At 71.6% G+C, this 25,842-nt stretch carries 22 protein-coding genes; 14 read left to right on the forward strand and 8 right to left on the reverse strand.

The window, feature by feature from the left end; translation table 11 throughout:
* Window positions 1–152 precede the first annotated feature (152 nt).
* Window positions 153–995, forward strand: coding sequence for a DNA-3-methyladenine glycosylase family protein (locus ACGFIO_RS00875; protein ID WP_392820298.1), 843 nt, complete (start codon window positions 153–155; stop codon window positions 993–995).
* Window positions 996–1,165: 170 nt separating this feature from the next.
* On the opposite strand, the gene ACGFIO_RS00880 is transcribed toward ACGFIO_RS00875, so the two are convergent.
* On the reverse strand, window positions 1,166–1,660 hold the full coding sequence (locus tag ACGFIO_RS00880) for a MarR family winged helix-turn-helix transcriptional regulator (protein WP_392820300.1): 495 nt from the start codon (window positions 1,658–1,660) through the stop codon (window positions 1,166–1,168).
* Window positions 1,661–1,688: 28 nt separating this feature from the next.
* On the opposite strand from ACGFIO_RS00880, the gene ACGFIO_RS00885 reads away from it, so the two are divergent.
* A complete protein-coding gene (locus ACGFIO_RS00885; RefSeq protein WP_392820301.1) occupies window positions 1,689–3,332 on the forward strand; it encodes an FAD-dependent oxidoreductase in 1,644 nt (547 codons plus the stop codon).
* A gap of 170 nt (window positions 3,333–3,502) precedes the next feature.
* Here the strand turns inward: ACGFIO_RS00885 and ACGFIO_RS00890 are convergent, their stop codons facing one another.
* Together ACGFIO_RS00890 and ACGFIO_RS00895 are read right to left on the reverse strand one after the other, a co-directional pair.
* Entirely contained in the window at window positions 3,503–5,668 is a 2,166-nt protein-coding gene (locus tag ACGFIO_RS00890; protein ID WP_392820303.1) for a ricin-type beta-trefoil lectin domain protein, read from the reverse strand.
* A gap of 141 nt (window positions 5,669–5,809) precedes the next feature.
* Window positions 5,810–6,925 carry an FAD-dependent oxidoreductase gene (locus ACGFIO_RS00895; protein WP_392820305.1) on the reverse strand — a complete coding sequence of 372 codons (1,116 nt, stop codon included), beginning with the start codon at window positions 6,923–6,925 and terminating at the stop codon, window positions 5,810–5,812.
* Window positions 6,926–6,988: 63 nt separating this feature from the next.
* Here ACGFIO_RS00895 and ACGFIO_RS00900 point away from each other — a divergent pair, with 63 nt between their 5' ends.
* Window positions 6,989–7,573 carry a PadR family transcriptional regulator gene (locus ACGFIO_RS00900; protein WP_392820308.1) on the forward strand — a complete coding sequence of 195 codons (585 nt, stop codon included), beginning with the start codon at window positions 6,989–6,991 and terminating at the stop codon, window positions 7,571–7,573.
* Here ACGFIO_RS00900 and meaB read toward each other — a convergent pair.
* Both meaB and ACGFIO_RS00910 read right to left on the reverse strand, forming a co-directional pair.
* Complete coding sequence (gene meaB / locus ACGFIO_RS00905) at window positions 7,556–8,503, reverse strand: methylmalonyl Co-A mutase-associated GTPase MeaB (RefSeq protein ID WP_392820310.1); 948 nt, start codon at window positions 8,501–8,503, stop codon at window positions 7,556–7,558. The two genes, ACGFIO_RS00900 and meaB, sit on opposite strands and share 18 nt — an antisense overlap.
* On the reverse strand, window positions 8,500–9,678 hold the full coding sequence (locus tag ACGFIO_RS00910) for an acetyl-CoA C-acetyltransferase (protein ID WP_392820313.1): 1,179 nt from the start codon (window positions 9,676–9,678) through the stop codon (window positions 8,500–8,502). The genes meaB and ACGFIO_RS00910 overlap by 4 nt, the downstream gene beginning before the upstream one ends.
* 47 nt (window positions 9,679–9,725) lie before the next feature.
* Here ACGFIO_RS00910 and mce point away from each other — a divergent pair, with 47 nt between their 5' ends.
* From mce to ACGFIO_RS00930, 4 genes are all read left to right on the forward strand, one after another.
* Window positions 9,726–10,160 (forward strand): methylmalonyl-CoA epimerase, encoded by a 435-nt coding sequence (gene mce / locus ACGFIO_RS00915; protein ID WP_392820316.1) that lies wholly within the window; start codon window positions 9,726–9,728, stop codon window positions 10,158–10,160.
* 257 nt (window positions 10,161–10,417) lie between these two features.
* On the forward strand, window positions 10,418–11,725 hold the full coding sequence (locus ACGFIO_RS00920) for a DivIVA domain-containing protein (RefSeq protein ID WP_392820318.1): 1,308 nt from the start codon (window positions 10,418–10,420) through the stop codon (window positions 11,723–11,725).
* A gap of 210 nt (window positions 11,726–11,935) precedes the next feature.
* Window positions 11,936–13,429, forward strand: coding sequence for a Laminin subunit beta-1 (locus ACGFIO_RS00925; RefSeq protein ID WP_392822512.1), 1,494 nt, complete (start codon window positions 11,936–11,938; stop codon window positions 13,427–13,429).
* Between the two features lie 22 nt (window positions 13,430–13,451).
* Window positions 13,452–14,579, forward strand: a complete 1,128-nt coding sequence (locus tag ACGFIO_RS00930) for an AI-2E family transporter (RefSeq protein WP_392820320.1) — start codon at window positions 13,452–13,454, stop codon at window positions 14,577–14,579.
* A 78-nt stretch (window positions 14,580–14,657) separates the two neighbouring features.
* Here ACGFIO_RS00930 and ACGFIO_RS00935 read toward each other — a convergent pair whose 3' ends face one another.
* Window positions 14,658–15,458: an alpha/beta hydrolase gene (locus ACGFIO_RS00935; protein ID WP_392820322.1), complete on the reverse strand. Its 801-nt coding sequence runs from the start codon at window positions 15,456–15,458 to the stop codon at window positions 14,658–14,660.
* A 10-nt stretch (window positions 15,459–15,468) separates the two neighbouring features.
* Window positions 15,469–15,795: a hypothetical protein gene (locus ACGFIO_RS00940; RefSeq protein WP_392820325.1), complete on the reverse strand. Its 327-nt coding sequence runs from the start codon at window positions 15,793–15,795 to the stop codon at window positions 15,469–15,471.
* A gap of 38 nt (window positions 15,796–15,833) precedes the next feature.
* Here ACGFIO_RS00940 and ACGFIO_RS00945 point away from each other — a divergent pair, with 38 nt between their 5' ends.
* Genes ACGFIO_RS00945 through ACGFIO_RS00955 form a run of 3 tightly spaced genes read left to right on the forward strand, consistent with a single transcriptional unit; the run spans window position 15,834 to window position 19,461 of the window.
* The gene (locus ACGFIO_RS00945; RefSeq protein WP_392820327.1) at window positions 15,834–17,327 is read left to right on the forward strand and encodes an aldehyde dehydrogenase family protein; all 1,494 of its coding nucleotides are present in this window, start codon (window positions 15,834–15,836) and stop codon (window positions 17,325–17,327) included.
* A gap of 23 nt (window positions 17,328–17,350) precedes the next feature.
* Entirely contained in the window at window positions 17,351–17,986 is a 636-nt protein-coding gene (locus ACGFIO_RS00950) for an ATP-binding cassette domain-containing protein (protein WP_392820329.1), read from the forward strand.
* A gap of 5 nt (window positions 17,987–17,991) precedes the next feature.
* Window positions 17,992–19,461 carry a DUF6297 family protein gene (locus ACGFIO_RS00955; protein WP_392822515.1) on the forward strand — a complete coding sequence of 490 codons (1,470 nt, stop codon included), beginning with the start codon at window positions 17,992–17,994 and terminating at the stop codon, window positions 19,459–19,461.
* Window positions 19,462–19,797: 336 nt separating this feature from the next.
* On the opposite strand, the gene nucS is transcribed toward ACGFIO_RS00955, so the two are convergent.
* Window positions 19,798–20,457 carry an endonuclease NucS gene (gene nucS, locus ACGFIO_RS00960; RefSeq protein ID WP_392820330.1) on the reverse strand — a complete coding sequence of 220 codons (660 nt, stop codon included), beginning with the start codon at window positions 20,455–20,457 and terminating at the stop codon, window positions 19,798–19,800.
* A 56-nt stretch (window positions 20,458–20,513) separates the two neighbouring features.
* Here nucS and ACGFIO_RS00965 point away from each other — a divergent pair, with 56 nt between their 5' ends.
* From ACGFIO_RS00965 to ACGFIO_RS00980, 4 genes are read left to right on the forward strand one after another with little or no spacing between them, the layout of a single operon-like run.
* A complete protein-coding gene (locus ACGFIO_RS00965) occupies window positions 20,514–21,104 on the forward strand; it encodes a DUF4126 domain-containing protein (protein ID WP_392820333.1) in 591 nt (196 codons plus the stop codon).
* A 23-nt stretch (window positions 21,105–21,127) separates the two neighbouring features.
* The gene (locus tag ACGFIO_RS00970) at window positions 21,128–22,477 is read left to right on the forward strand and encodes a hypothetical protein (protein WP_392820335.1); all 1,350 of its coding nucleotides are present in this window, start codon (window positions 21,128–21,130) and stop codon (window positions 22,475–22,477) included.
* A 37-nt stretch (window positions 22,478–22,514) separates the two neighbouring features.
* A complete protein-coding gene (locus ACGFIO_RS00975) occupies window positions 22,515–25,088 on the forward strand; it encodes an FtsK/SpoIIIE domain-containing protein (RefSeq protein ID WP_392820338.1) in 2,574 nt (857 codons plus the stop codon).
* Complete coding sequence (locus ACGFIO_RS00980; RefSeq protein WP_392820341.1) at window positions 25,075–25,806, forward strand: hypothetical protein; 732 nt, start codon at window positions 25,075–25,077, stop codon at window positions 25,804–25,806. The genes ACGFIO_RS00975 and ACGFIO_RS00980 overlap by 14 nt, the downstream gene beginning before the upstream one ends.
* Window positions 25,807–25,842: the final 36 nt, after the last annotated feature.

Below are 25,842 nucleotides of genomic sequence, written 5' to 3' on the forward strand. Positions count from 1 at the left end.
CCGCGCCGCCGGGCAGCTCATATCGGACGTCACATCAGCCGTCGCACCGCTGATGCGTATTTGTGCTCAGAGCGCTCTGAGCACAAATATGGATCGGGCGCGGTCAGAGGCCGGCCGGCTCCTGATGGACGCTGAAGTGCTTTCATTCTCGGATGACGTTCCGGCTGTCGACGCAGGGTCCGTTCTCGCTGGCCGAGGCGGCCCGCTTCCAGATGTCGTTTCCCGCCTTCCGGGGCACGCCGCTGGCTTTCCCGGCCGACGGCACGTGGTCCACGGTCGGCGTGCGGGTCACCGACGATCTGACCGGGCACGTTGTCGCCAACCCCGGCGGCCTGTCCGAGACTGATATTTCCGGGCAGGTCGCCCGCATCCTGTCGCTGGACGTCGACGGGCGCGGCTTCCCCACGATCGGCGAGCGCGACGAGGTGGTCGGCGACCTCCAGCGACGGTTCCCCGGACTGAGGCCGGTGCTGTTCGCCAGCGCGTACGAGGCGGCGGCCTGGGCTCTGCTCACCCACCGCATCTCTCGCACCCAGGGCGCGGCCCTGCGCCGTCGGATCGCCGAGGAGCTGGGTGATCCGGTCGACTTCGACGGCGAGGTGGTGTACGCGTTCCCGCCGCCCGAACGGCTGGCCGGGCTCGCGCCGATGCCGGGCATGTTCATCCGCAAGGTGGAGAACCTGCGTGCCCTGGGCGAGGCGGCCGCGGCGGGCGACCTGGATATTGATCTGCTGCGCGCGATGACTGTCGACGAGGCGATGGCCCATCTCAAGAAGCTGCCCGGGATCGGCCCGTTCTCGGCCGAACTGATCCTGATCCGCGGCGTCGGCGTCGTCGACCTGTTCCCCCGCGAGACGCCGCGACTGCACCAGATCATGGGCGAGCTCTACGACCTCGGTCCCGAGCCCGCGCCGGCCCAGCTGGAGTCGATCGCGTCGGCGTGGCGCCCGTACCGCGGCTGGGTGTCCTTTCTTTTCAGAAACGCGGGTTCTTAGGGGTACGGGCGACAGATCGCCGACGTGACACACCCGCCGGGTCCGTTCTGCCGATGAGCGCGATGCCGTTGAACGCTCAAGAGTGATGCGCCGTTGTGCTCAGAGCAAAGGGCCACCCAGCCTCCTACTGGTGTTCGCGCGGAGGCCCGAGTGGTGGCCGCCGCTAGGGATCAGCGGTTCTCATCGCGCCACGCTCGGGTCAGGTTGTCGCGCAGTTGCGCCAGTGCGGCGTCTCCCAGCTGCTCGCCGAGTTCCTGTTCCAGGTCACGAAGGATCCCGGACGCGACGTCGCGCCGGCGGCGGCCCGCTTCGGTCAGGGCGATGAGGGTGCTGCGTGGGAATCCGGGGCCGGGTGTGCTGATTAGCAGGCCTTCGTCGAGGAGCTGCGTGACGGCACGGTGCATCGTCTGACGGGTGACGCCGGCTCGGCGGGCGAGTTCGGCGATGTTCAGCGGTGTGTCGTGCCCCAGGTGGGCGAGCACCCCGGCGTGCGCCGGTGTGATGGGTTCGACGCCCTCGGCTTCGAGGCGCTGCAGCAGTTGGTCGGAGAACCACCGGACACCTCGCTGCAGGAGTGCCAGCAATGGCAGGTTCGCGTCGGTGTAATCCCCGGCACTCATGGCTCCCGGTCCCTTCGTCCCTCCGATAACCTTCAGTGTCAGCATTGCTAACACTGGAGGGGTCGTGCATGCCATGACAAACTATGACGTCGACGTGCTCGTGGCGGGGGCCGGTCCGGTCGGACTCACGGCGGCGTTGCAGCTGGCCCGATCGGGTGTCTCGGTCCGCCTGGTCGATGCCGCGCCCGGTCCGGCCACGACCAGCCGGGCATTGGGCACGCATGCCCGCAGCCTGGAGATCTACGATCAGCTCGGGATTCTCAGCGACATCGCGCCGCACGGTACGAGGATCAACGCGTTCGTCCGCCATCAGGGCCGGCGCGCCGCCCGGGTCGACTACGAGTTCGGCGATCTGGTGACCCGATTCCCGTACATGTTCAACATCGATCAGGTGATCACCGAACGCGTGCTGCGCGGACACGCCGCCGCGGCCGGGGTCGAGGTGGAGTGGAACACCGGGCTGGAGTCGTTCGAGCAGGACGACGAAGCCGTCACCGCCATCTTGCGCCGCCGCGACGGCAACATCCACGAGAGCGTACGGGCGCGATATCTCTGGGGCTGTGACGGCGGACATTCGACCGTCCGCAAGAGCCTGCGGCTTCCCCTGACCGGGGAGGCCGCGCACACCTGGCTGATCGCCGACGCGACGGTGAACACCGACCTGGATCGGGACGGCGTGCACTGGCTGTTTCCCGGCGGCGGCGCGCTGATGGTGTTCCCGTTCCCCGATCCGCACAAGTGGCGGCTGCTGGACACGACCGGCGACGGCGATCCCGAGCAGCCCGGGCAGATCGCCGAACAGTTCAGCACCAAGTTGTCGAGGGCCCTGGACCGGGACACCACGGTGGACAACCCCACCTGGGCGTCGAAATTCACCATTCAGCAGCGGGCGGTACCCACGATGCATGTCGGGCGGTGCTTCGTTTCCGGCGACGCCGCCCACGTCCATTCGCCGGCGTCCGGGCAGGGCATGAATACCGGCATCCAGGACGCGTACAACCTGGCGTGGAAACTGGCGATGGTCATCCACGGCCACGCCCACGTCGAGCTGCTCGACACCTACGACGCCGAGCGCGTTCCGATCGGGCAGGCCCTGCTCGCCTCCACCAGCGAGGTCATGACCACGGCCATGGTCGACACCGGCGGCGAGGACACCCAGGACGCCGATCACGGCTTCATGCTCCAGCTCATCCAGAGCATGTCGGGTCTGGGCATCGGCTACCCCGACAGCGCGCTGACCGTGCCCGGCGACGAGGCCGCCGAAGGTCCACGACCCGGCCGGCGACTCACCCAGATCTCCACCGCCGACGCCCAGTCACCCGGCTGGACGGCGCTACGCGCGCTACTGCGGACCCCGGCCTGGCATCTGCTCGTCTTCGCCGCGGACCGGCACACCCTCGGCCGCGACCAGGCCGGCGCATCGGCAGCCCCGCCGCCCGGCCAGCCGCCTCTCGACCCCCAAACCTTCATCCCGACCGGGCCACTGCCGGCCTGGCTGGAGACGGTGACCATCAGCCGCGGACGACCGGCCGCGGACGACCGCGGCGTGTGGGATGCCGACGGCCGAGTCCGGGCCACGTTGGCCGCGACCGACGGCGACTGGATCCTCGTACGCCCCGACGGCTACCTCAGCGCTCGCGGCACCGCGGACACCCCGATCCGGACCACCCTCAACCGGTTGACCGCGCTGCGCATCGGAATGCCGGCCCATCGATGACCACGAGTTCGGGGGCACCCAACTCGCCGAAACCTGCACGATGCTCAACCGTGCGGCCTTCATGCTGGTGCTGGCGGAGTTCGCGTTCTGGACGGCGCGAAGGCGGACCGCGTCGATCGCCACGGGCCGGCGGGCGGCAACCACGGTTGCCGCCCGCCTCGTTGTTTGGGTCAGGGGCCGGAGACCAACGGCTCCTCGGTGTGGCCGGCGCGGACCGCCGCCCCGAGGTTGTTGATCACATGGGAGATCGTTCCGGTGCCGCCCAGGGACACCGTGATCATGTTGTGGAAACGGATGCCGGACCTGGCCGGTGTCTCGAAGGCCCGGGCGTTGACCACCGACGAGTTGACATTGAAGAAGCAGTAGCTGCCCAGCCCCCACGCCTCGTGGGTGGTGACCGAGTCGGCCACCTTGTACGCCGCCCAGCCCTGCGTATTGCCGTTCATGTACGCGGCCTGGTTCGGCGGGTCGTACGGCATCTCGTTCTGGTAGAAGTACGTCCGGCCGCGGTCGCCGTTCCAGATGGTCTGGTACTGCTGGTAGTGCTCGACGAAGAGTCCGTAGAAGGTGACGTCGTTCCCGTTGACGATCAGGCCGTTCCGGGCCGGGTTGACGTTCCAGCCGACGACGCTGTTGTTGATGCCGTGGTCGGCCCGCCAGATCCAGGCGTGGTCGCCGATCACGTTGTTGCTGTTGATCTCCATGCTGATGGTGGCCTTGCCGGCCACCGCGCCGCCGACGCGGACGAAGACGTCGGAGAGCACTGTCGGGTTGGCGGCGTGCGACTGCGCCGAGCCGGCCGGGCCGACCTGGAGCAGCGTGTTCGAGTTGGTGGTGTTGGCGTCGAACAGCACGCCGGCCAGCCGGACCCCGTCGACGTCGGCGATGTGCATGGCGTCGACGCCGTTGTCGGGCATGAAGGTGGCCAGGCCCAGGCCGAGGATCACGGTGTTGGCGCGGGTCACGTTGAGCGTCTGGTTGAGGTGGTAGACGCCGGGCGTGACGAGCAGGTCCTTGCCGGCGGCCAGGGCCGCGTTGATCGTCGCCGCGGTGTCACCGGACTTGACGATGTAGAACGACGAGATCGGCCGGGATGAGCCCGCCGGGTTGCCGCCGGCCCAGGTGGTGCCGGCCGCGTTGGTGCGGAGCGCGGGTACGAACACCTGGTACGCCCCGGCCCCGTCGACGTAGAGGTACGGCTTCTCGGCGATCACCGGCGACTGGGCCACGCTGGTGTACTTCGGGTTCGGGAACGTGTTGCCGGGCGCGCCCTGGTCACCGACGAAGACCGCGTTCCAGTTGCTGTTCGCGTACCCGGACATCTGGGTGTTGCGGAAGAGGAACTGCTGCTGCGACCCGTTGTCGATCTGCCCGTCCACCTTGGTGTCGGCGATGAAGCCGCCGGACGACCAGCCGCCGTCGGACAGCGCGAGCCGGCCGCGCAGGTGCATGCGGCGGTACGGCGCCGCCTGCGACACGGCCCAGCGGTCCTGGCCGTCGGCCGGGGTCACGGACAGGCCCTCGGCCGAGCGCCAGAAGTTCTGGGTGGCGTTCTGCGACCCGTCGTGCCACCAGTCGGCCTCGACGTGCACGTGGCCGTTGATGTTGGTCTGGTCGGGGCTGAGCCCGAGGCCGGCGACCTGGGTGAAGAAGCCGACGTTGGCGTCCACGTTGTAGCTGCCCGGCTTGAACAGCAGCGCGTACCGCTGGTTGCCGAACTGGTTCTCGACCTGCTGGCCGAAGACCTGGTTGAGCTTGTTCTGGATGGTCGCCGAGCTCATCGACGGGTCGAAGATGGTGACGTTGGGGCCGAGGTCGGGGGCGGCCGGGTCGTTGGGCGGGAGCGTGCCGCCGCCGGAGAAGGTCCACTTCTGGTTGGCGCCGCCGCCGCAGTCCCAGAGCTGCAATTTGGCTCCGTTGGCGAGGTTGTTGTCCTTGATGTCGAGGCACTTGTTGGCGGCGACGTTGACCAGGTCCTGGCCCGCGGTCAGGGTCCACTTCTGGGTGGCGACGGTGTCGAAGCAGTCCCACAGGTGGACGACGGCGCCGTTGGTGGTGGCGTTGCCGGCCACGTCGAGGCACTTGCCTCGGGCCTGCACGGTTCCGTTGTCGGCGAAGGTCCAGTTCTGGTTGGCGTTGCCGCTGGTGCAGTCCCACATCTGGGGCTGGTTGCCGTTGGCGGTGGAGCCGTCGGTGACGTCCAGGCACTTGCCGTTGGCCGAGCTGACCAGTGTGCCGGAGGTGGCGGCGAGCGCGTCGGTGGTGCCCAGGACGACGCCGAGGGCACCGACGACGACGCTGAGCGCGGCGCCGGCGAGGAGTTTGCGTGGGGACACGGAAGGGGGTCCTTTCGAGCGGGGAACGGGGGAACCGAAAGGTTGATTAACAGTTCCCCCGTCCCGCTCGGACGGTCAAGCGGCCATCGACCGACTTAAGTTTCCCTTAAGTTGCGGAACCGGTTCCGGCATGTGGGATGACTACACGCGGTGATCGAGGATCCAGGCCTGCGGGTGCCCGTTGCGATAGAGCAGGCGCATCATCGGCGGCATCATGAAGTCTCGGACAGCGGCGCCCACCGGCCCGGCCGCCTTGCCGCTACCATTGCGCCGACCAGCCTGAACGACCTTCTGCACACGCGGCCGGCGGATCTCCTCGTAGGCCGCCAGCCCCGCCGGCACCGAGGCCGAGGACGCCAGCGCCTCCCCTAGCACGACCGCGTCCTCGAAGGCCATGGACGCACCCTGACCCGAAGACGGTGACGCGGCGTGAGCGGCGTCGCCGACCAGCACCACGTTGTCCGAACGCCAGGTACGCACCCGCGGCAGATCGTAGGTGTTCCACGGCCCGAGCGCGTCCGGTGTGGCCCGGACGATCGCCGCCGCCGGGCCCTCGTCCACCGACAGCAGATCGATCAGATGCTCGCGCCAGCCGTCGGAGGATCCATGGTGGGGCGTACGCGACGGCGGATTGGCGAACCACCACACCGAGCCGTCCGGTGCCACGCTCCAGCCGAAGAAGCACCGCCGCCCGAAGGTCATGTGCATCAGGCCGGGCGTGGGGTCGACGTCGGCGGCGACCGGCTCCGAGGTGAAGCCGCCGGCGTTGAGCAGCCCGAGGTACCGGGGCCGGGCGTCGTCGAGCTCGCGACGTACCTGCGAGTTGATCCCGTCCGCCCCGACCAGCAGGTCGGCGTCGTGCGTGACCCCGGTGACCCGGCGGCCGTAGTGGATCGGGATGCCCGCGTCGCGCACGGCCGTGCGCAGTGCCAGGTAGAGGTCGGCCCGCCGGATCGTGGTGGTGACCAGGCCGTCGTCGGTGGGGCCGCCGAGCGGCGCCCGGGCCAGTTCACGTCCGGCTCCGTTCCGGAGCACGCACGTGGGGGTGGGATAGCCGCCGGCCAGTGCCACGTCCGGGTTGATGCCGAGGGTACGCAGGGCCGCGATGCCGTTCACCGCGACAGTGAGGAACGCGCCCCGTTCGTCGGCGTCCTCGCCCCGGGCCTCGAACAGCGAGACGTCCCATCCGATGCGATGCAGCGCGAGAGCCGTGGCCGTCCCCGCGATGCCGCCTCCGGCCACAATCGCTTTAGTCATGCGTTGACTATGCAACTTATGACTAAGATCCGGCAACCCCGAAAGAACCCCTAGGCTGGCCGGGTGGGGAAACACTCGCCGCTGGCGATCGTGCTGCTCGCCCTGCTCCTCGAGGACTCGATGCACCCATACCGGATGCAGCAGATGATCAAGGAGCGCGGGCAGGACCAGCTGGTCAACGTGGCCCAGCGCAACAGCGTCTACCAGGCCCTGGACCGCCTGGTCAGGGACGGCCTGGCCCGGCCGGCCGGCACCGCGCGGGACGGCGGGCGCCCGGAGCGCACCACCTACGAGATCACCGACGCCGGGCGGGACGAACTGCACCGCTGGGTGACCGGGCGGCTGCCGGCGCCGGCCCGGGAGTTCCCCGAGTTTCCGGTGGCGCTGGCCTTCCTGTCCATCCTCGCCCCGGCACAGGCGCGTGACCTACTCGCCGAGCGGGCGTCGGCGCAGGCGGCGAGGCTGGCCGCGATCGAGGAGCAGGCGCCACCGGGGCTGCCCCGGCTCTTCCTGATCGAGGACGAATACCGGGCGGCCATGCTGCGGGCCGAGGTCGGCTGGCTGCGGGGCGTGGCCGACGACCTCGACGCGGGCAGGCTGACCTGGGACCGGGCAATGATCGAGGAGACGCTACAGCGTTTTCAGTAGCTCTTCGGCGGCCGCGTACGGGTCCAGCTCACCCCGAGCCACCCGGGCCGCCAGCGCGCTCAGGGGCGTACCGTCGCGCAGTGAGCCCATCCGCGCACGCAGCGTGCCCAGCGCGATCGCCTCGACCTCGACCGCGGCCCGCTGCTCGCGCCCGGTCCGCAGCGCGCCCGAGTCGGTGAGCCAGTGGCGGTGCTTGTCGATCGCGGCCACGACCTCGTCGATGCCCTCGCGCCGAACCGCCACCGCCCGCACCACCTGCGGCCGCCACTCGCCCGGAGCGCGCTCGCCCAGCGCCAGCATGCCCTGGATGTCGCGGTAGGTGTGGTCGGCGCCGGGCCGGTCGGCCTTGTTGATCACGAAGACGTCGGCGATCTCCAGGATGCCGGCCTTGACCGCCTGGATCGCGTCGCCCATGCCCGGCGCCAGCAGCACCAGCGTGGTGTCGGCGAGCTGGGCGATCTCGACCTCGGCCTGCCCGACGCCGACGGTCTCGACCAGGATGACGTCGCATCCGGCGCCCTCGAGCACGCGCACCGCCTGGGGCGTGGCCGCGGCGAGCCCGCCGAGCTGGCCCCGGGTGGACATCGAGCGGATGTAGACGCCCGGGTCGCCGGCGTGCTCCTGCATGCGGATCCGGTCGCCGAGGATCGCGCCGCCGCTGAACGGGCTGGCCGGGTCGACGGCCAGCACCCCGACCCGCCTCCCGGCCGCGCGCAACGCCCGGACCAGCTCGTTGGTGGTCGTCGACTTGCCCACGCCGGGCGCGCCGGTGAGGCCGACGACCTGGGCCTGGCCCGCGAACGGAGCGAACGCCGCCGCCACCTCACCCAACGCCGGCGACCCGTCCTCGACCAGGCTGATCAGGCGGGCCACCGACCGCGCGTCACCCGCACGGGCCCGGGCGACGAGGGAAGCGACGGAACGGGTCACGGAACGGAAATTATCAGCGCGTCGCCCTGGCCGCCGCCACCACAGAGCGCGGCCGCGCCCACGCCGCCGCCGCGCCGGCGCAACTCGTACGCCAGCGTCAGCACCAGCCGGGCCCCCGACATCCCGATCGGGTGCCCCAGGGCGATCGCACCGCCGTTCACGTTGACCCGGTCCTCGTCGACCTTGAGCTCGCGCATGGACTGGATGACGACCTGCGCGAAGGCCTCGTTCATCTCGATCAGGTCGAGGTCGGCGACGGTCAGCCCGGCCTTGCCCAGGGCGTGCCGGATCGCGTTGGCCGGCTGGGACTGCAGCGACGAGTCGGGACCGGCCACGTTGCCGTGCGCCTTGATCTCGGCCAGCCAGGTCAGGCCCAGCTCCTCGGCCTTGGCCCGGCTCATCACCACGACCGCGGCGGCGCCGTCGGAGATCGGGGAGGCGGTGCCGGCGGTGATGGTGCCGTCCTTGGCGAAGGCGGGGCGCAGCTTGCCCAGGGTCTCGGGGGTGGCGTCGGGGCGTACCCCCTCGTCGGTGTCGATCAGCTTGTCGGTGTCGCGCAGGCCGGCCTTGATCGGGGCGATCTCCTCGGCCAGCCGGCCCTCGCGCTGGGCCGCGGCCGCGCGCTGGTGGCTGAGCGCGGCGAAGGCGTCCTGCTCGGCCCGGCTGATGCCCAGCCCGGCGCCGCTGCGCTCGGTGCCCTCGCCCATCGCGATGCCGTCCCACGGGTCCATCAGGCCGTCGACCGCCATGTGGTCGCGGACCAGCACGTCACCGAACTTGCTGCCCTGGCGGTGGTTCATCAGCAGGTGCGGGGCGCTGGTCATCGACTCCATGCCACCGGCCACCACGATGTCGAACTCGCCGGCCCGGATCAGCTGGTCGGCCAGCGCGATCGCGTCGAGCCCGGAGAGACAGACCTTGTTGACGGTCAGGGCCGGGACGGTCATCGGGATGCCCGCCGCCACGGCCGCCTGACGTGCGGTGATCTGCCCGGCGCCGGCCTGCAGCACCTGACCCATGATGACGTACTGCACCTGGTCGGGCCGCACGCCGCCACGCTCGAGCGCGGCCGCGATGGCATGGCCGCCGAGCGCGGTGGCGGGCAGGTTCTTGAGGTGGCCGAGAAGACGACCCATGGGTGTACGCGCGCCGCTGACGATTACCGAGGTGCTCACGGAGCCTCCGCCGACTGAACGATGGTTAGGGTGCCACACTATCCGGTATGGCGAACCTTCCCCTTGTCGGATTGTTGCGCATCGACCACGTCGGCGTCGCGGTGCCCGACCTGTCCGAGGCTGTGACGTTCTACGCCGAGACCTTCGGGATGCGGTGTGTCCACGAGGAGGTCAATGAGGAGCAAGGGGTACGCGAGGCAATGCTGGCCGTCGGCGACGATCCCGGCGCGCCTCGCCTGCAGTTGCTGGCACCGGCCCGGCCCGACTCGGCGATCGCCAAGTTCCTCGGTCGCAGCGGCCCCGGCCTCCAGCAGCTGGCCTACACCGTCCGCGACGTGCGGGCCAGCAGCGACGCCCTGCGGGCGCGGGGCCTGCGGCTGCTCTACGACGAGCCGCGGCGCGGCACCGGGGGCTCACTGATCAACTTCGTGCACCCCAAGGACGCTGGGGGTGTGCTGGTGGAATTGGTGCAACCTGCCTGATTTGTACGCCGCCCGGGTGAACCGGTCCCACAGCGCCCTCCGAGCCTGGCAGGATCGTTCACGCGGTCGGCCGTACCCATGGGATCATCCCTGGTCAAACCGTGACACAGCAGGTGAGCGCGGGAACGAGCGGCCGGGCCCCACCCACCGAACGGTCGACGACCCCCCTCGACAGGCGGAAGAACCTGATCTTAGGGGGCTGATTCTTAGGGCCCCTCCCCCTTGCATGCCCCAGAGTGGTTCGCAAGGATGGCGCAATGCCCCAGCAGCAGGACCAGAATCTCGCGTTCTTCGAGACAGCTAATTCACAGCACGACTTCACGGTTGTCCTGCGTGGATACGACCGTGGTCAGGTCGATGCGCACCTCGGCCGGCTGGTCGCCGCGCTGAACCAGTCCGAGCAGGCCCGCGCCGAGGCCGAGCAGCGGATGAACGACGCGCAGCGCCGCCTGCGCCAGGCCGAGCAACGCCTCAACGCACTCGAGCAGAAACTCGCCGACAGCAACAAACAGCTGGAGGAGAACAACAGACCGACGCTCTCCGGGCTGGGCACCCGGGTCGAGCAGATCCTGCGGCTGGCCGAGGAACAGGCCAACGACCACCGGAACGAGGCGAAGCGGGAGTCTGAGGGCATTCTCTCCGCGGCCCGCCTGGAGGCCCGCGAGATCACCGACAAGGCCCGCGCCGAGGCCGCCGCGATGAAGGCGACCGCCGAGCGCGAGGCCGGTCAGGTCCGCACCCACGCCGAGCGCGAGTCGGCCGAGACCCGGGTGCAGGCCCGGCGCGAAGCGGACACCCTGCGGTCCGACGCCGACCGCGAGACCAAGCAGCTACGTACGGTCACCGCCCACGAGGTCGCCGAGCTCAAGTCGACCGTCGAGCGCGAGGTCAACGCGCTGCGGGCCACCGCCGAGCGAGAGATCACCCAGCAGCGGGCCAAGGCCGGTCGCGAGGCCGAGGAAAAGCGCGCCGAGGCGACCAAGATGCTCTCCGACGCCCGCGACAAGCGCGACAAGGACCTGCAGGCCCTGGCCTTGGAGATCGCCGAGCGGCGCGAGAAGGCCGAGCGCGAGGAGGCCGAGCGGCACGCCGCCCAGGTCAGCGCCACGCAAAAGATGGTGGCCGAGGCCGAGGAGCGGGCCCGGGCGGCCGAGGACCGGTCCAAGGAGATCTCGCAGCGCGCCGAGCAGCGCCGGGTCGAGGCCGACCGCAACGCCAACGAGACCGTCGAGAAGGCGCGGGCCCTCTCCGACAAGACCGTCACCGAGGCCCGGGCCGAGGCCAACCGGCTGCTCAGCGAGGCCCGCACCGAGGCCGAGCTGACCACCCAGGCGGCCCGGCGCGAGGTCGAGGACCTCACCCGTCAGAAGGACGCGGTCACCAACCAGCTCGGCCAGATGCTGTCCGGCCTGTCCGGCCTGGTTCCCTCGGTGGGCGCCGCGGCCAAGGCCGCGGTGGAAAACGCCACCAAGCCGGCCGAGAAGTCCGAGGCCGCTCCGGCCCAGCGTAACGGGGAGAAGGAGGACGCCGGCGACAAGCCGGTGGCCGCCAAGACAAACTCCTGAGACGTCGCTGACGGCATTCAGCAGTTGCACAGCTCGCGCCAGTGCGCGACGGTAGTTCAGTGGCATGACTCGATGCGGGCCGTACCGGAGAAGCCTCCGGTGCGGCCCGATCGTTTGTGTGCCGGGTGCACCTGACAAAATCACAACCAGACGCACCTTCCGTCCAAGCCGGTGTGTATCGGCACATCAGCGGACGATGCGTATGTGAGGATGGACAGCATGTCGCACGGCGGTGAAATCTTCGGTCTCGGCGGGGACGCGGCCACCGAGCCCAGCTTCGAGACCGCCCTGCGGGGTTACGAGAAGAAGCAGGTCGAGCGCTACGTAACGCGGGCCGAAAGCGAGATCTCGGCGCTCTCGACCGAGCGCGAGCAGGCCTACCAGCAGATCCAGGCGATGGCCACCCAGGTCGACCGACTCCAGCAGGAGCTCACCCAGGCCCGCCGCAACACCGGCGTCGGTGCCGAGGTGTCGTTCCGGCACCTGGGTCCCAAGGTCGAGCAGATCCTGGCCACCGCCGAAGAGGTGGCGGCCGACATCAAGCAGTCGGCAACCGACGACATCGCCGCCCGCCTGGCCGAGGCCGAGCGGATCCGGGCCGAGGCCGAGGCACACGCGCACGACGGCATTCGCGACTTCGAGATCGCGCTGGCCGCCCGCCGCGCCGAGGAAGAGAAGTCGGACGCCGCCCGGCGCGCCGCCGCCGAAAAAGCGGTGGCGAGCACCCGGCAGCAGGCCGAACAGATGCGCGCCGAGGCCGAGTCCACACTGACCCGGGCCCGGGCCGAGGCCCAGCAGTTCAACGAGAAGGCGACGGCCGAGGCGCAGCGGCTACGCAGCGAGGCCGACGGGTACGCCAAATCCACCCGGCTGCAGGCCGACCAGGAGGTCAAGGCGCTCCGGGACAAGGCCGCACAGGACATCGCCGCACAGCGCACCGCCGCCGAACGAGAGCGGGGCGAGGCCAAGGCCGCCGTCGAGCACGAGCTGGTGCAGCGCCGGCAGGGCGTGGTGGCCGAGCTCAGCCAACTACGGACCGGCGTCGAGAAGCAGTGCGCCGACCTGCGCAGCGAGGCCGACAAGTACGCCGAGGACGTGCTCCGCAAGTCCGACGAGCAGGCCACCAAGGTCCGCAAGGACATCGAGGCGCAGCAGACCCAGCTGGCCCAGGCGGCCGAGGACCTGACCGTCGCCCAGGCCAAGGTGGCCGAGGCCGAGGCGAAGGCCACGGCGGCCACCGAGCGGTCCACCGCCGCCGAGCGCGAGACCGACCGGGTCCAGCAGCGCCTCAGCGAGGTCCAGAAGCAGCTGGAGGCCGAGCTCAAGCGGGTCGCCGAGGCGAAGCGCGCCGGTGAGGCGGCCGAGCGGCACGCCGCCGATGTCCGCCGCCAGGTGCAAAAGGAGGCGAAGCGGGTGGCCGAGCTGGCCGCCGCCGCGGTGCTGGCCGCCGCCGCCTCGCCCGATGACTCCGCCTACGGCGGTGCCGGCGCCGCGGACGGCGAGCCCATCCCGGCCCCGGCGACCGCCACCGCCACCGCGGCGGTTCCGGTGGAAAAGCCGGTCTCCGCCACGGCCACCGTCCCGGTGGAAAAGCCGGCCGCCGAGAAGGAGCAGCCGGAGGCCGCGCCCGCCCCCGGAAAGATCACCGCGTCCGCTAAGGTGACGGTTCCGCCGTCCGCGAAGGTCGGGGCGGACGCCGACTGACGTTCTCCCCGGGAGGTAACCGGTGACGGCCGACGAGACCAAGGATTCGCCCGCACCGTCTCCCGAGGACGACCAGACGCCCGCCGAGGAACCGGCCCAGCCACGCTTCGGCACGCCCGGCCCGCCACTGGACCGGCGCAACCCGTTCTTCATCGGCTTCCTCGGCGGCGTCGGGCTGCTGGTGGCGTACGCCTCCTTCATGGGCATCCGCAACGCCACCTCGATCCTGGTGCTGATCTTCGTGGCGATGTTCCTGGCCATCGGCCTCAACCCGGCCGTCACCCGGATCCACAAGTGGGGCGTGCCTCGCGGTGGCGCGGTCGCCATCGTCGCCCTGATCGGGCTGGCCGTGCTCGCCGGCGCCCTGATCGCGCTGGTGCCGCCGCTGGTCACCCAGACCGGTGAGCTGATCAACAACATCCCGGGCTACATCAACAACCTGCGGACCAACGCCACCATCAACGACCTGGTCCAGCGCTACGACCTGCTCAACAAGGCGCAGAGCGCGATCAGCGCCAGCACCGTCGGCAACACGCTCGGCGGCATCGCCGGTGCGGCCGGGCTGATCTTCGGCACGATCTTCAACGTGCTGACCGTGCTGGTCCTCACGATCTACTTCATGGCCGCCTTCGAGCGGATCAAGAAGGGCGCGTTCCGGCTGGTCCCGGCCACCCGCCGCGACCGGGTGCGACTGCTCACCGACGAGATCCTGACCAAGGTGGGCGCGTACATGATCGGCGCGGTGATGATCGCGCTGCTGGCCGGGGTGAGCACCTGGGTGCTGGTGCTGATCCTCGGGCTGGCGTACCCGTTCGCTCTGGCCGTCGTGGTCGCCGTGCTCGACCTGATCCCGCAGATCGGCGCGACGCTCGGCGCGGTCGTGGTGAGCCTGGTCGGGCTGGCCCACTCGCTCACCGCCGGCCTGGTCTGCGCCGGGTTCTTCATCCTCTACCAGCAGATCGAGAACTACTTCATCTACCCGCGGGTGATGCGCCGCTCGGTCGAGGTCAGCGACGTCGCCGCGGTGGTGGCGGCCCTGCTCGGCGCGGCACTCTTCGGAGTGATCGGCGCCCTGGCCGCGATCCCGATGGTGGCCGCGATCCAGCTGATCGGCCGCGAGGTCGTCCTCCCCGCCGCCGAGCGCCGCTGAAAGTTCGCCCTGCCACTGCTCGCCGTCCCGGCCGCCCACGGTCGCCGCAGCAGCCCTGGGTGATCCGTCAGATGCGCCCTAGTCCGACATCGGCCGCGGGACCGGCTTGTCGGCGAAAGCGGCCACCGTGCGGTTGGCGTACGCGTTCATGTCGCCCGTCTCCATCGGCCCGTCCCAGGTCGACGGCAGCGGCGTCGCGACCGGCGGCGCCACCCGGCGGACCACCTCGTCGAGGACCGTCTCGGCGTCGCCCACCCACAGGTGCTTGGCGCCGGCGACACCGATCACCTCGGCCTGCGGCACCACCGCGAAACGCTCCTTGGCCTCGGCCGGGCGCAGATAGTCGTCCAGCTCGGGAACCAGCGCGACCAGCGGCTTCCCGTCGGCGGCCCACGCCTGGAGATGCTCCGGCTTCGAGAAGCGCAACGGCGGCGACAACAGGATCGCCCCGGCCACCGCCGGGTCGAGGCCGTGCATCAGCGTCAGATCGGTGCCGAACGACCAACCCAGCAGCCAGACGTTGGGCAGATCGTGGAACTCGGCGAACTCGATCGCCGCGGCCACGTCGAACCGCTCGCCCACCCCGTTGTCGAAGGAGCCCCCGCTGGTGCCGCGGACGCTGCTCGTACCCCTCGTGTTGAACCGCAGCACCGCGACCCCGGCCAACGCCGGCAGCCGCCACGCGGCCTTGCGGAAAACGTGGCTGTCCATCATGCCGCCGTGCGTGGGCAGCGGATGCAGACAGATCAGGGTGGCCACCGGCGGACCGCCGAGCGGAAGCGCCAGCTCGCCGACCAGGGTCAGGCCGTCGGCGGTCTCCAGCTCGACGTCCTGCCGTTCGGCGGGCAGCACACTGTTGGCGCGAATGGGTGCACTCACGAGATCATCCTTACCCATAGCGCGGCGCGTTCCGCGACCGCTCCACCGACGGGCCACGCCGGTCCCGGGCCTTCCAGCAGCCGGAGTGCCAGTGCCGCCGGTCCCCCGCGTCGCCGCGCTCATCGGCCGGCCAGGCCACGACGTGCGCCACGCCCGGCCGGATCTGCTGCATGCAGCCGGGGCAGAGGTACGTCTTGGTGGCCGCACCGCCGAAGATCGACCGGACCATCCACTCGCCGTCCTGATATTGCTGGACGCCGTCGATCCCGCGGCGCACGTGCTCCTCGCGGGGCGGCTCGGCGGCCGGCCGCTTGGGGCGATTTCGTCGCGGGCTCACAGGTCCCAAGAATACGTGCGCGAACTAAGCTCACGTTCATGACGGCGACGCGCACGCCGGGACTGCCGGCAATCGAGAACGGGCTGCTCATCTCCACCAACCCGGCCAGCGGGGCCGAGGCCGGCCGGGTGCCGGTCGCGGACGAGGCCGCGGTGGCCGAGGCGGTGACCGTGGCCCGCCAGGCCGCCGCGTGGTGGGCCGGCCTCGGCTTCGACGGCCGCAAGGCCAGGCTGCTGCGCTGGCGCGCCGTTCTGGCCGACCGGATCGAGGAACTGGGCGAGCTGGCCCTGCTCGAAGGGGGCAAGCCGGTCACCGACGGGGTCGTCGAGGCCGCCGCGGCGATCGAGCACATCGACTGGGCGGCACGCAACGCGCGGCGGGTGCTCGGGCCGCGCCGGGTCCGCAGCCGCGCGATGGTGCTCGAGCACAGCGGCCACCTGGAATATCAGCCGTACGGGGTGGTCGGCGTGATCGGGCCCTGGAACTACCCGATCCTCACCCCGATCGGTTCGATCTCCGGCGCCCTGGCCGCCGGCAACGCGGTGGTGTTCAAGCCGAGCGAATACACCCCGATCGTCGGGCAGTGGCTGGTCGACACGTTCGCCGAAGCCGTACCCGAGCATCAGGTCTTCCAGGCGGTGCACGGGCTGGGCGAGGTCGGCGGGGCGCTGTGCCGGGCCGGGGTCGACAAGATCGCGTTCACCGGGTCGACCGCCACCGGCAAAAAAGTCATGGCCGCCTGCGCCGAGACCCTCACCCCGGTGATCATCGAGGCCGGCGGCAAGGACGCGATGATCGTCGACGCGGACGCCGACGTCGCCGCGGCGGCCGAGGCGGCGGTCTGGGGCGGGATGACCAACGCCGGGCAGACGTGCATCGGAATCGAGCGGGTGTACGCGGTCGCCCCGGTCTACGACGCCTTCGTCGCGGCCGTGGTCGACAAGGCCGGCAAGCTGCGCACCGGCGAGGAGATCGGGCCGATCACCATGCCCAAGCAGCTGGACATCATCAAGCGGCACATCGACGACGCGCTCGACCGTGGCGGTGAGGCGGTGCTCGGCGGCCGCGACTCGGTTCAGGCACCGTACGTCGCCCCGACCGTACTGGTCGACGTACCCGAAGAATCCTCGGCCGTGCGAGAGGAAACCTTCGGGCCGACGCTGACCATCACCAAGGTCGCCGACGCCGACGAGGCGGTGACCAAGGCCAACGCGCTCCCGTACGGGCTCGGCGGCGCCGTCTTCGGCAAGGCCAACGCCATCCGCATCGCCCGCCGGATGCGCTCCGGCATGGTCGCGGTCAACTCGGCGCTGGCCTTCGTCGGCAACGCCAACCTGCCGTTCGGCGGGGTCGGCGACTCCGGCTTCGGCCGCATCCACGGCGACGACGGGCTACGCGAGTTCGCCCGGTCAAAGTCGGTGTCGGTGCGGCGGGGCCCGTCACTCATCCCGGCGATGACCTTCGAACGCACCCCCGCGCAGGTGCGAAGACTGATCAAAACCGTCAAGATGCTGTACGCGCGAAAGCGGTGACGCGCGCTGCTAGCGTTCCAGGAGTGGAAGATCACCCCGCGGTCCAGGTCGACGGGCTGGTGGTCGGCTACGGCTCGACCCCGGTCCTGACCGGCGTCGCCCTGCTGGTCCCGGCCGGCACCGGCGTCTGCGTCACCGGTGAGAACGGCATCGGCAAGTCGACCCTGCTGCGCTGCGTGGCCGGCCTGCAGCAGCCCGACGACGGCGAGATCCGCGTCTTCGGCGGCGCGCCCGGCTCCACACCGGACTTCTGGCGGGCCGTGGTGACCACGGTGGAGCCACCGACCTGGTATCCCGGGCTGACCGCCCGCGAGCACGCCGAGCTGGTCTGCCGCGCGCACGGGCAGGACCCGTCCGCGGCCGGCATCGACGAGGCCCTGTCCCGGTTCGGCCTGGCCGGCCACCGCGACGCCATCCCCGCCTCGCTGTCCTCCGGGCAGAAGCAGCGCCTCACGCTAGCGCTGGCCCTGCTGCGCCCGAGCAGCCTGCTGATCTTCGACGAGCCTGAGCAGCGCCTCGACCGAGACGGCCGCGCCCTGGTGGCCGAACTGCTGGCCGACTACCTGAAAACCGGCGGCTCGATCCTGATGGCCAGCCACGACGACGACTTCGCGGCCGCGTCCGGCGCCGAGATCACCACGATGGAGTCCCTCTCTTGACCACCGTGGCGGTGACCCCGCTCCGGCGCTGGATCCGCCGCACCCAGGCCGCCCACCTCGAACGCGGCGAACGCTTCGGCACCTTCTACGTCGTCGTGCTGTCCATCCTGATCCTCGGCAGCATGATCTGGAGCCGCGTCCGGGGCCTGGTCTGGCCGTCCGCACCGGACATCTCCGCCCTGGCCGCCGGGTCGCTCACCGCTATCCTCGGCGGCGGGCTCTACCTGGCCCTGCGCCGCCTGGGCCCGCTCGCGGTCAGCCGTCCGGCCGCGTCCTGGCTGCTCACCGCCCCGATCAGCCGGCGCCGTCTGCTGTGGCCGTCACTGGCCCTGTGTGCCACCCTGGCCATGCTCGCGGCCGCCGTCGCCACCCTGGCGATCCTCGGCCACGCCGGCCCGCGACCCATCCCCGTGGCCATGATCGTGATCGGCGCCCTCGGCGGCGTGGCGCTGCTGCTGATCACGCTGGCCGCCCAGTCCGGCGGGTGGCTCTTCACCGTCCTCGACAACGGCGTCGCCCTGCTGGTCGCGGCCGGACTGGCCGGCCTGGTGGTGGACGCGGCCGTCGGCGCGCCCCGGCTCGGCGGATATTTCCCCGGCCCGCCGGTGGTGCTGGTGCTGGGTGCGGTCACGCTGGCCGGTTTGCTGACGGCCGTACGCGATCTGGGCCGTACGCCCGACCACCGCATCCTCGACGCCTCCCGCATCGCCGGCACCCTCGCCGACTCGGCCTTCGGCGTGGAACCGACCTGGGTCGCCGACATGATCGAACGCCGCTACTGGTCCCACCGGAAGCTCCGCTCGGCCGCCCTGAACCCGCGCCTGCCCGTGCTGGCCGCCCAGGACCTGCGCCTGGCCCTGCGCCGGCCCCGCCGCCTGCTGTGGCTCCTGCTGGCGACCGCTCTGCCGGCCCTGCTGTCACACGCCCCGGCCGGCCTCCTCGGCCCCGCCGTGCTGATCGGCGCCCTCCTCGCCGCCGGCACCACCACGGCCACCACCCGCACCGACGCCGCCAACCCGGTGCTGCTGCGCCTGCTCGGCCTCAACTCCCGCGAAGCCCTCACCCAGCGCCTGCTCGTGCCGACCGTCCTCGCCGCCGTGTGGGCGGGGCTCGCCCTGGGCGTCCTGACCTTCCTGGACGCCCTCCCGGCCGGGCCGTGGTGGGCGCTGGGCGTCACGCTGGGGCCGATCGGGGCGGTGGCGGCGATCCGGCGGGCCCGGGTCGGATTCGTCGACAACTCGCTACTGCCCCTCGACACGCCTATGGGCACGGTGTCGACCGGGCCCGCCCTGGCCTCGGTGGTCGGGTACGACCTTCTACTCCTCGGGCTTCCGGCAGTCATCATGATCGCTACGGGGGGTCGGTTGCCCTGGGTGGGGGTGCTTGTGCAGGCAGGGGTTGCCGTGTTGGGGGCCCGCTTCTACCTGGTCGGCAGCACCGATCCGGCCCGAGTCGACCTGACCAGGCCCGCCTGACCCACCTCGGTCCTTCCACGCCCGGTCCCCACACTGCGGCCCGTCACCCACGGCGGGTGGCCGCGGCGGAACCCACCCTCACCGCGGCCCGTCACCCACACGGGGTGGCCAAGGCCATGCCGGCGGCTGCCTCATCACCCTCACTGCGGCCGCTCACGCTCGGGCGATGCTCACGCTTGCCCGGCGCTCACGCTCGTGCGATACGGTGCCCGGTCGGTGGTCGGTGACAGTGGTTGCTCTGGGCGGCATTTGCCCTGTGCCACCCACTCGCGCACGACATCCCGCTCGATCTTGAAGTCGGCCGCGAGGAAGGGAGGGAGCTAACGGCGTCCTCGGCTAGAAGAGGGTTAGCTCGTTGCGTTCGGTGCCCCGGAGCTTGTCGTAGTCGACGACCACGCAGCGGATGCCTCGGTCGGTGGCCAGGACGCGGGCCTGGGGCTTGATCTCCTGGGCGGCGAAGACGCCGGTGACCGGGGTCAGGAGCGGGTCGCGGTTCATCAACTCGAGATATCGGGTGAGCTGCTCGACGCCGTCGATTTCGCCTCGGCGCTTTACCTCTACGGCTACGGCGGCGCCGGCGGCGTCGCGGAGCAGGAGGTCGACCGGGCCGATGGCGGTCATGAACTCGCGCCGGACCAAGGTGTAGCCCTCACCGAAAGTCTCGGGGTGGGCCGCCAGCAGCTCCTGCAGGTGGGCCTCGACGCCGTCCTTGACCAGGCCGGGGTCCTGGCCCAGCTCGTACGACGTGTCCTGGAAGATCTCCTCCAGGTGGATCCGCAGCTCCTCGCCGGCCTTGTTGACTACCTTCCACACGCCGGGCGCCTCCTGCAGTTTGCAGGGCGGGCTCATCCAGTTGAGGGGCTTGTACGCTCGGTCGTCGGCATGGATCGACACCGAGCCGTCCGCCTTGACCATCACCAGCCGGGTCGCCGACGGCAGGTGGGCGGAGAGGCGGCCGACATAGTCCACGGAGCACTTCGCGATGACCAGGCGCACCCGACGAGGGTAGCCGCACCCGAGCGGCACGAGCGCGGCGGTGCCATCCTGGAGGCGTGTTCGAAGCGTTGACGGGGGCGGGGCTGGCCGCATCGGCTGGGCTCAATGCCTATATTCCGCTGCTCACGGTGGGGCTGATGGCCCGGTACACCGACTTCATCGATCTGCCGTCGGGCTGGCAGTGGCTGGGCAACGGCTGGGTGATCGGCATCCTCGTGGTGCTGCTGGCGATCGAGGTGGTCGCCGACAAGGTGCCGGTGGTCGATCATGTCAACGACATCGTGCAGACGGTGGTGCGGCCGACCGCGGGCGGGCTGGCGTTCGGGGCGGGATCGTCGTCGGAGACGGTGACGGTCAGCGACCCGGGGCAGTTCTTCTCGTCGCATCAGTGGGTGCCGGTCGCGGCCGGCATCATCATCGCGTTGAGCGTGCACGGGGTGAAAGCGGCGTCGCGGCCGGTGATCAACGCGAGCACCGCGGGCGTGGGCGCGCCGGTGGCGAGCACGGCCGAGGACGTGTCCAGCATCATTCTGTCGATCCTGGCCATTCTGGTGCCGATCCTGGTCCTGCTCGGCCTCGTCCTGTTGGTGTCGTCGGCTGTCTGGGTGGTCCGGAAGAGACGGGCGCGACGGGCTGTCGGTGCGTAGCGGACATTTGATTGACTAACGTCGTGCCCCCGGTAGTCGTCCCTGTTTTCGCCCTCGCGGTCTGGCTGGCGAGTTATCTGGTCGGGCGGGATCCGCGCCGGCGGCTGCACTGGCGGGCGGCGGCCGCGCTGATCGCGTACGCGGCGGGGGTGGCGGCCTGGACCATCGCCCCGGGCGGCGCCCCGGCCCAGGTGCTGCTCTGTGTTCCGGCGCTGATGTGGGCGGGAGTGGCCATCGGGCTGCTCCCGGAGGAGATGCCGGAACGCACCCCGCTCGACAAGGGCTGGCTCCTGATCTCGGCGCTGTTCCTGGCCACGGTGGTCGTGGTGCCGGGCGCGGCGCGGCTGGTGGCGGTGGCGCCGCTGGTCGGCGGGCTGGTGCTGCTCTGGCGGTTCCACGAGCGGGTACGCCCGGCCGTGCTGCCCGCCGCGGTGACGGTGGTGGCCGCGCTCTACACGTTCACCCTGGTCGCCCTGCTCCTGCCGGTCGATCTGGGCGCCCCGGCCCTGGTGCTGGCCGCGGCCGGCCTGGACCTGGCGGTGCTGGGCTATCTGGTGGCGGTGGCCGACGCGACCGACGCGGGTGAGCGGCTCTGGCCCGACCTGCGGCGCTCGGCCGTCGGCGCGGCGGCCGGTGCGCTGCTGGTCGGCGGGCTGGCCACGCTGACCATGCTGGCGGTGCCGGATCGGCGGCTGCTGACCGGGTTGCAGTTCGGGCTGGTGGGCGTCGTGATGGCGTACGCCGGCCTGATCGGCCCGGTGCGGCGCGGCCTGGACCGCGTCGCCTTCCCGCACGACGACCGGCTCCGCCAGGACCGGCAGGCGCTGGCCCTGCTCAGTGAGGCCCTGCCGCGCCGGCGGGAACGGCACACGCTGCTCGCGGTGAGTGAGCAGGAGTTCCGCCGGCTGACCGTGCAGGCGCTGGACAACTTCGGCGACCTGGCCCGGTTGCTGCGCAGCCCGCTGATCGACCTGCCGACGGTGGACCGGCGGCTGGCCGGGGAGAACGCGGAGCGGCCGATGGCCCGGGCGCTGCAGTTGCGGGCGGTGCTGCAGGAGAGCGTCGCGCGGCTGAAGCCGGATGGGTTGTTCGGCACGACCGAGGAGTGGCGGCATTACAACGCGCTGCACTTCTGCTGTGTGGTGGGGCTGCGGCCGTACGACCGCAAGCCGGTGACCGACGGGCTGGACCGGGATTCGCGGCGGGCGCTGGAGTGGTTCCGGCGTTATGTGCCGCGCCGGTCGCTGCGGCAGTGGCAGCGGGAGGCGGCGGCGCTGGTCGCGGATCGGCTGTGGGGCGAGTTGATGCGTACGGATCCGCGCTGGCTGACCCGGGCCGGAACGATGGCCGCTCCACCGACACGCAGCCCGTAGAATCGGTCATTGCGCCCAAAGTGGCTAATATCTCCGCGTGGGTAGCCACCGCAACGCGCTGGTCGAAGCGGTCCGGCACGAGCTCGCCGAAGCCCGTGGGACCGCTCGCGCGGTGCTGGCCGCCGCCGAATCGGCCCGGGCCGAGGCCCAACGCCACCGGCGGCTGGTCCGCGACGCCTACGCGACCTGCCTGAACCAGCTGGCCGAGGCACGCGACGCGGCCCGCGACGCCATCGAACGCCGGTACCGGCACGAGGCCAACGCGCTGGCCGGGAACGCCGGCTCGCTGGCCGCCCTGTGCGCACCGGGCGCCGCCGGCTCCTCCTGGCGAATGTGGTCGCCGACCGAACCCGACCGAGGCACCCACCCCGGGCTGCTGCGGATCGGCACCATCGCGTTCGAGCACACCACCATGCCGGCCCTGGTCCCGCTGCTCGACGCGGCCCATCTGCACGTCAGCGGCGACGACCGGATCGCCGTCGACGGCGTGATCTCCGGGGTGCTGCTGCGGGCGCTGGGCACCACCCGGCCGGGCGACGTGAGGCTCACCGTCTACGACCCGGAGCGGCTGGGCGGGACGTTGGCCGCGTTCGCGCCACTCGGGCTGACCTTCGTCGGGCCCGGCGGACTCGGCCCGATGCTGGACGAGCTGGTCGAGCACATCTGCCGGGTCAACGAGTCGGTGCTGGGCGGCGAGTTCGGGTCGCTGGCCGAGCTGACCGCGGCCACCGTCGGGCCGCGGCCGGAGCCGTGGCGGGTGGTGGTGCTGCTGTTCGACGGCGAGATCACCGCGGCCCAGCGGGCGCAGCTGGACCGGATCCTCCGGGTCGGCGTGGCCTGCGGCGTACACCTGATCATCCGTGGCCTCGCCGCCGACGGGGCCGAGCGGATCGTCGTACGCGACGGCATCGGAGCCGCCGACACCACCGGCGACCTGTCCATCCGCCTCGACCCGCCGCCACCGGCGGACCGCGTCGCCGCGTTCTGCCGCGCCACCGCCGAACGCCTGCGCGCCGGGCCACCGCCGGCCCGCCTCGCCGACCTGGAACCGCCCCGGCTGTGGCGCGAGTCGTCGGCGCGGGGGCTGGTGGCGCCGATCGGCGACGGCCCGGACGGCGCGCTGATCGAGGTGCCGCTGGGCGACGATCCGCCGCACGCGCTGATCGGCGGGCCGTCCGGCTCGGGCAAGACCAACCTGATCTACGCGTGGCTGGGCTCGCTGTGCGCCCGCTACGACCCGGGCGAGCTGGCGCTGTACCTGCTCGACTTCAAGGAGGGCGTGTCGTTCGCGCGGTTCACACCCGGGTCCCGCGACGACAGCTGGCTGCCGCACGTACGGCTGGCCGGCATCAACGTCAACAACGACCGGGAGTTCGGCCTCGCCCTGCTCCGGCACCTCGGCGACGAGCTGCGGACCCGGGCCCAGGCGGCCAAGCGGCACGAGGCGACCAAGCTGGCCGAGCTGCGGGCCGAGGACCCGGACGGGCACTGGCCGCGGATCGTCGCGGTGATCGACGAGTTCCAGGTGCTGCTGGGCGGGCGCGACGCGGTCGCCGACGAGGCCGTCACGCTGCTCGAGGACCTGGCCCGGCGCGGCCGGTCGCAGGGCATCCATCTGGTGCTGGCCAGCCAGGACGTGTCCGGGATCGAGGCGCTGTGGGGCCGGTCCGGGCTGATCGGACAGTTCACGCTGCGGATCGCGCTGCCCAAGGCGCGGCGGATCCTGGCCGAGAACAACCTGGCCGCGGCGGTCATCCCGCGCTTCCACGCGGTGGTCAACACCGAGTCGGGCGCGGCCGGGGCCAATCAGATCGTCCGGCTGCCGGACGCGTCGGATCGGGTTTCCTGGCGTACGCTCCAGCGCCGCCTGTGGCGCGCCAAGCCGGCCGGCTGCCAACCGCCCCGGCTCTTCGACGGTGACGCGGTGCCTTCGCTGCCGTCCTTCGCCCAGGCCGCCACCCAGGGCTCATCGCCGGGTGCGGTGCTCGGCGAGCGCATCGACGTCGCCGCCCGGCCGGCCCGGCTGCGGCTGGGCCGGATGCCCGGGCGCAACCTGGCCGTGCTCGGCACCCGGGTCGACGAGGCCTGCGACATTCTCGCCTCGGCGGCGCTGTCGCTGGCCGCGCAGGGCCCGGCGCACTTCAGCGTGGTGTGCACGCTGCCCGAGGCGCAGCACGCGGCGGCCCGGCTGATCGCCGAGCTGCCCGAGGCCGCCTGGTACGACGAGTCGGACCTGGCCCAGCTGTTCGAGGTGGTCCCCGACGACATTCCGCACTACGTCCTCGGGTACGCGCTGGACGCGGTGCCCGGCCACAAGGACCGGCTGCGGCGCCTGCTGGCCGACGGACCGTCCGCCCGTACCCACGTGCTCGGCTGGTGGCGGTCGGTGCCCCGGTTGCGCGACGACCTGGGCGGCCCGGGTGCCCGGCTGGACGCGATCGGCGCCTGGGTGGCCCTGGACGTGCACGGCGCCGACCTGGGCCCGCTATGTCCGGTGCCGGGCGGCCCGGTGTGGTACCCACGCCCCCGCCGGGCGCTGTTCTTCGACCGTTCCGTGCATCGCGTCCCCGAAGTGATCGTCCCGTACGAGGTGAACAGTGACCCCACGTGACCGCGACTACCAGCTGATGATGAACGCGCTGGCCGACATCACCCGGCGCCGCGAGACCGAACTGGACCACGCCGACCAGGCCTACCAGGACAGCACCGCGCGGGCGGCCGGTGAGCTGGCCCGGGCCGAGGGTGAGGCGTCGTCGGCGGACCGGTGGGCGGCGGCGGCCGCGGCCCAGGTGCTCGACGTCGACCGGGAGGCGGCCCGGCTGTGGGATCAGCTGCGCCGGGCCCGCGGCGTGCGGTCGCGGGCGCTGGGCGAGCTGCCCGAGCCGTCCTCGGTGGAGTCGCTGCCCCGGGTCGCGTTGCAGCGCCGGCCGACCGACAACGCCCAGGCCCCCCGCGATTCGGCGCGCGCGCTGCTGTCGCGCGCGGCCGAGCGGATCGACGACACGGTACGCCCGGCCGCCCGCCGCCCCCTGCCGCGCTGGACGCTGCCGCTGCTCCCACTGCTGGGCGCCCTGGTCGCCGGCCTGACCGGTCTGCTCGCCGCCGGCCTGGTCACGATCGGCGGCGCCGGTGTCCCGGCCGGCGAGGTCGTCCGCGGCGCCGGCTGGCTCTGCTTCCTGCTCGCCCCCTCCTCCGGCGTCCCGGTCGCCACCGTCTATGCCCACCGCCGCCTGCAGGCCCGCCTGGACATCGGCGGCATCGGCCTGACCCTGCTGGGCGGCATGATCGCCGCCGCTTTGCTGTCGCTGGTCTTCGCCTCGTCGCGCTGAAACCGGGCCGGGGCGGGAACTCGGGTCACCGGAAAA

Origin of the sequence: Actinoplanes sp. NPDC049265, assembly GCF_043197135.1 — a bacterium.
In the GTDB taxonomy this organism is placed as follows: Bacteria; Actinomycetota; Actinomycetes; order Mycobacteriales; family Micromonosporaceae; genus Actinoplanes.

What these genes read in the sequence shown, in the direction of transcription:
- ACGFIO_RS00875 (WP_392820298.1), top strand. Translation starts at nt 153, where the DNA reads ATGACGTTCCGGCTGTCGACGCAGGGTCCGTTCTCGCTGGCCGAGGCG.
- ACGFIO_RS00880 (WP_392820300.1), bottom strand. Translation starts at nt 1,660, where the DNA reads ATGCTGACACTGAAGGTTATCGGAGGGACGAAGGGACCGGGAGCCATG.
- ACGFIO_RS00885 (WP_392820301.1), top strand. Translation starts at nt 1,689, where the DNA reads ATGACAAACTATGACGTCGACGTGCTCGTGGCGGGGGCCGGTCCGGTC.
- ACGFIO_RS00895 (WP_392820305.1), bottom strand. Translation starts at nt 6,925, where the DNA reads ATGACTAAAGCGATTGTGGCCGGAGGCGGCATCGCGGGGACGGCCACG.
- mce (WP_392820316.1), top strand. Translation starts at nt 9,726, where the DNA reads ATGGCGAACCTTCCCCTTGTCGGATTGTTGCGCATCGACCACGTCGGC.
- ACGFIO_RS00920 (WP_392820318.1), top strand. Translation starts at nt 10,418, where the DNA reads ATGCCCCAGCAGCAGGACCAGAATCTCGCGTTCTTCGAGACAGCTAAT.
- ACGFIO_RS00925 (WP_392822512.1), top strand. Translation starts at nt 11,936, where the DNA reads ATGGACAGCATGTCGCACGGCGGTGAAATCTTCGGTCTCGGCGGGGAC.
- ACGFIO_RS00945 (WP_392820327.1), top strand. Translation starts at nt 15,834, where the DNA reads ATGACGGCGACGCGCACGCCGGGACTGCCGGCAATCGAGAACGGGCTG.